Genomic DNA, 4,855 nt, shown 5'->3' on the forward strand with positions numbered 1-4,855 from the left:
ACACCCCTCCCATCCATCTATTCACCACTCCCCCCCTCCCTACGCCACTGCTCCACCACTCGTTCAAAATGCTCCCCTGGCGCCTCGCCGGCCCTCGGCTGCCAATGGATAACACTGCTTCGGGTCGCCTCTGCCAAACGACGCACCACCAGAAATTCGAGCTTCTCCGGCTCCCGCCATTGCCAAGCGCGCGCCTGCGCCAGTACCTGGGCCAGCCAAATCCTTGGGTCTTGGAATTCGACCAATGCCGCCAGGTCTTCACTGTGTTCCGCCAACAGGTAACGCAGGATATTGGCGTTCAGGATGGCTTCGGCCTGGGGATTGGGTGTATCGAGCCAAGGCGGGAGCCGAGGCGCTGGGTAATCGCCCGGTGCAGGGTTTTCGTGATGGCACCAATGGCCTTCGTGCCAATAGCACACACTGATCAGCGGCCCGAGGTAGACCGGCCAATGCTCTTTGGCCAGATAGGCCAGGGCGCGGGCCAAGGTGCGGTTGTCGTGAATGCGGTAAAGCGCCTGCTGGCCCTCCGGCCCTGTCAGGAGCCTTTCGCGCCAATGGCGCGCCACATCCGTCAAGTCGGTAGCCGACAAGCTCGCGAGCCACCCCCAGTTTGACTCGGGGTGTTGCAACAGATCAGCCAGGGCGGGTTCATTGATCTGCTCAAGCAAGAGGATGATCGGGCCAGAACTCGCCAGCTCCGCCGCGGCGGTATCGCTATAGAGATTGCAATAGTGCGACGGGGCGCAACCTGCCAATAGAGGCTGGCGAGCCTCGTGGCCACCTTCCACTATCAGACACAATCGGTGCCCGTTCTGCAGCTGTTGAGCCATCCAACGACGGGGCAAGCTGTCCATCAAGCCGCCCTCTGCGTGATATCGCACAGGCCTTCGCGACAGCGCTCGCACAGGGGGCAAAAGTCCGCGTCAAGTTGCCTGGCCAAGTCCATGACGACGCTTTGCACTGCCGACAACTGCGCGCCAGCGAACAAAGCCGGGCTCGCCGAACTGTTTGCGACCGACGAACCGGCCTGGGTAAGGGGCCTGCTGCTTGAGATACTGCCCGCTTGCATCACCAAGTGTTCCCCGCCAGCCATCAAGCTCAGTTGCGCACCGGCCTCAATGACCAGGCTGGCACCGGCCTTGAGGTGAACCTGCAGCCCAGCTTCGATCACCAGACTCTGGCCAACGCGAGTCAGGCTATCGCCCTCAACCTCCAGGCGACTGTCATGACCCACCCGTTGTTCCAAATCACGCTGGGCGTGCAGGTAGATGAGCTCTTCGCCGCGTCGATCTTCAACGTGCAGCTCGTTAGCCCCTCCGCCATCCGGTGAGCTGCGGCTACGCAGCACGCTGCGTGTCTTGTGCTGCGGCAAGGGATAGGCTGGCAGGTGTGATGCATTGGGCAGGCAGCCCATGACGAGAGGGTGGTCCGGGTCGCCCTCCAGAAAGCTCACCAGCACTTCCATGCCTACCCGTGGAATCACCATGGCCCCAAACCCGTCCCCCGCCCAACCGGACGCCACGCGCAGCCAGCAGCTGCTCGCCCCCTCGCGGTTGTCCACACGATCCCAATGAAAGCGCACCCTCACCCGACCATAGGCATCGCAATGCACGTCTTCGTCCGCAGGCCCGGTTACCGTCGCGGTCTGGCTGCCACTGATCGTTGGCCTGGGATGCTTGAGGGCCGGTCGATGCACTGCACGCCAGGGTGTCGCGGTGAATCGGTTGCGATAGCCCTGGAATCCACTGGACTCAACTATCGACTCCTCCAACACCTGCGGCTGGTAACCCTCATGACGCACCGAAGTCAGCAGCCATAAATCGTTGCAGAGTGGGTCGGGGTGATCACATAGCTCAAGGAAGTGACCACTGCACAATGCCGGCTGATCGCTCTTGCCCAACACCCTGTGGCGATCACGCTGGTGACGCTCCAGGCCGCGTCGCGCCAGCTGCGCGCCGCGCGCATGCCCCTTAAAACCGGCAGGGTAGGCATAGTCTTCCAAAGTTTGCGCCTGCACGGCACCGGCCTCTTTTTGCAGGCGAAATGAAGGGTGCTCGAAGTCATAGTCACGGCGTACAGTGCGCCGGCTGCGCGTCTCCAATCGCAGGTCGAAGCGCTGTACAACACGGCTCTGGAGCACCGGATCAGGCGACGAGCAATACCGCTGCACCGGCAACCGTCGAAATACTGTCTGGTCATCACCGAACACCAGCAGATGATTGTCCACGCTGTGACGAAAGTGATAGTGGATGCCCTCCTCTTCACACAGCCGCTGGATAAAATGCAGGTCGGACTCCCTGTACTGCACGCAAAACGCGCGTGGCGGATACACCACCGGCCCGAGTTCAAAGGCATAGGCGTCAGAGAAGATGCCGTGGTGTTCGAGGACCGTCGCAATGATCTGCGGTACGCTGCGCTGCTGGAAAATCCGCTGGTCGCACCGATGGGCAAGGGATGCCAGACGTGGAGCCAGCGTGATGTGATAACGGGTGAGTCGCGCACCGGGATCGTCCCGACCGATGGCGTAGACGTACCCATGCAGGCCCTGCCCTGCTTCCCCGAAGTCCAGATAGGCGGGTTTATGAAGCAATGCCTCCAGGTCAAGAGAAGGATCTTCGCTGACTAACTGCACCTGTATGAAGTAAGGTTGATCGAGGGCTTCGCTGCCTTTGAACGCTACTACCTGAAGATCTGTATTTATTTCTGAAAGGATCAATTTGAAACATGACGAAAGAAACTTGTTAACCATCCTTTGTTACCCGCCATCAACTTTTCGATTGAACGACTCTCTTTCGCCAACGCCAACTGGATTGGAAAAAAGCACCTGAACATGCTCAAGCTTAGCGATTTCAGGCGATTTTCGGCCTGCATTGAATAAAAAAGAAGTTTCGTACAGCGAGGATGGAAGTGTCTTTTTACAAAATATTAATACTTCCCATAACAAACAGAAAACGCGGACTGTTGCTTGTCTCTTTATAACCAAGTTTTAAGGAAACGACTGACACTAATTCAAGGCGCCTGCTGTTCCGAGGTCTAAATAGTTAGTCGCGCCGTCCCGAAAAGACTCACACTCAGCACATTTCCAGACTCGGTCTGCAATCGCACTGGCGCCGTGCCACCCGGCATCACCACCGTTACGTCGTCACCCTCAATCCAACCCGCGCGCCATGCCGCGCATGCTACTGCACTGGCGCTGGTCCCCGAAGACGCCGTAGGCCCCTCTCCTCGCTCAAATACGCGCGCGATGACTCGATTGCCAGCGTCTCGAGCAACCCATTGCAGGTTGACCCCGCCAACACAGAGTTGCCCGCACCCTGCCGGCGGTGCAAAAGCGATGGCCCTCAACCGATTGAAAAGTGCCAACTGGTGCATCGTGTCATTACCCGGCAACGCCGACACATCCTCAACCAGCGTCACACAATGAGGGTTGCCTATCCGGACAAATTGGCTGTTTCCCCATTGCGCATTGATCGACGCCAATGCCGCCACGCGGCTGAATTCATGATGTGCCGCGACCACAGGGCTCACACCGACCGCCCCCACCGCCAAGGGGCCAAACTCGGGCCTGCCCAACGCCAGCCAGAAGCCTGGCACCTGTTCATGCTTCGCCGGCTCGACACAGGTGATCACGGGCGATACCGCATCCGGCTTGTCGTGATACACCCGCAACTCGCTACCGTGCACCATTAACCCCTGGTCGGTTAACGCCTGGGCAAAAATGGTCAGGCCATTACCACTGCGTTCGGCGAGAGAACTGTCGGTATTGATGATCAGCAGATCAAACGGTGGCCGTGCTTGAAATGGCCCGACTAACAAACCATCACAGCGATACGCCTTTGCACCGGCCGGTGGTGGTAATGCACCCCAGCCACATTCGGACGCAATGGCCGACGCGGCCCACATCTTGCGCGTGCTTGCAGCCAAGCGGGCGTTGTCGGGCACATCGATACCCAGACCGCGCAAATGGGCCGGGCTGACCACCCCATAGATATTTCCGCGTGCATCGTAGAACCGAGTCATGACCACGCCAGCCAGAGATTTTTCATCGGTTCGTCCGCTCACTTATCGACCATCGGGACAGCAGCGTATTACAGAACGGTCGATCTGTGGGAGGTGGGCGCAAAGGCAGTAAGCCACTGCAAGAACCTGGGGTTCAGCCACTCCTGCAGGGAGTACACACCTTCCGGACCACCTCCTACAGGTTCGACCATTCCTACGTGGTTACCCCACGACAAAGCGTTCCATTTTTTGTAAAAAAAATGCTCGTAATCTGCGCTTTTAATCCTGATCACAAAAGGAACCCAGCTCGCTCGAGAGGGCCTGATGTGCAAGGATGTCGCGCCGGACATCGTTCGTTGAACGCCAAACCAAGGATTTTTCATGACTGCCATTCCCACCCCTGCCCCCGTGGTTCCCGGGCGGCTGGAGCAGATGTCGACCCGCATCGCTTTTTTTATCGCAGGTTTCGGTATCGCCGCCTGGGCACCTTTGGTGCCGTACGCCAAGGCGCGTGCAAATCTGAATGAAGGCACCCTTGGCCTGCTGTTGTTGTGCCTGGGGGTGGGGTCGATCATCGCGATGCCCGCTGCGGGCGTGCTGGCATCTCGCTTTGGCTGCCGACGCGTGCTCACCGCAGGGACGCTGATGATCTGCCTGGCCCTGCCGATGCTGGCCACTGTTAGTTCGATCCCGCTGTTGATCGCGGGGTTATTCCTGTTTGGCGCGGGCCTGGGCACCGTGGACTCCACCGTCAACCTGCAAGCGGTGATCGTTGAGCGCGCCAGTGGCAAAACCATGATGTCGGGCTTTCACGGGTTGTTCAGCCTGGGGGGCATTGTCGGCGCAGCGGGGGTTG

At 59.2% G+C, this 4,855-nt stretch carries 4 protein-coding genes; 1 reads left to right on the top strand and 3 read right to left on the bottom strand.

Going from position 1 to position 4,855, the window contains the following annotated elements; genetic code table 11:
* Positions 1-17 precede the first annotated feature (17 nt).
* The 3 genes from GIV26_RS26865 to GIV26_RS26875 all read right to left on the bottom strand — a co-directional run bounded on the left by GIV26_RS26865 (position 18) and on the right by GIV26_RS26875 (position 4,020).
* Positions 18-854, bottom strand: coding sequence for a DUF4123 domain-containing protein (locus GIV26_RS26865; protein WP_236282896.1), 837 nt, complete (start codon positions 852-854; stop codon positions 18-20).
* Positions 854-2,749 (bottom strand): type VI secretion system tip protein TssI/VgrG, encoded by a 1,896-nt coding sequence (gene tssI, locus GIV26_RS26870; protein WP_236282898.1) that lies wholly within the window; start codon positions 2,747-2,749, stop codon positions 854-856. The genes GIV26_RS26865 and tssI overlap by 1 nt, the downstream gene beginning before the upstream one ends.
* A 284-nt stretch (positions 2,750-3,033) precedes the next feature.
* Positions 3,034-4,020, bottom strand: coding sequence for a diaminopimelate epimerase (locus GIV26_RS26875; protein ID WP_236282900.1), 987 nt, complete (start codon positions 4,018-4,020; stop codon positions 3,034-3,036).
* Positions 4,021-4,380: 360 nt separating this feature from the next.
* On the opposite strand from GIV26_RS26875, the gene GIV26_RS26880 reads away from it, so the two are divergent.
* Positions 4,381-4,855: MFS transporter (locus GIV26_RS26880; RefSeq protein WP_236282902.1), on the top strand; the 475-nt coding region annotated here is incomplete at its 3' end.

Origin of the sequence: Pseudomonas sp. PA-1-3F (genome assembly GCF_021609665.1) — a bacterium.
GTDB classification, from domain to species: domain Bacteria; phylum Pseudomonadota; class Gammaproteobacteria; order Pseudomonadales; family Pseudomonadaceae; genus Aquipseudomonas; species Aquipseudomonas paracarnis.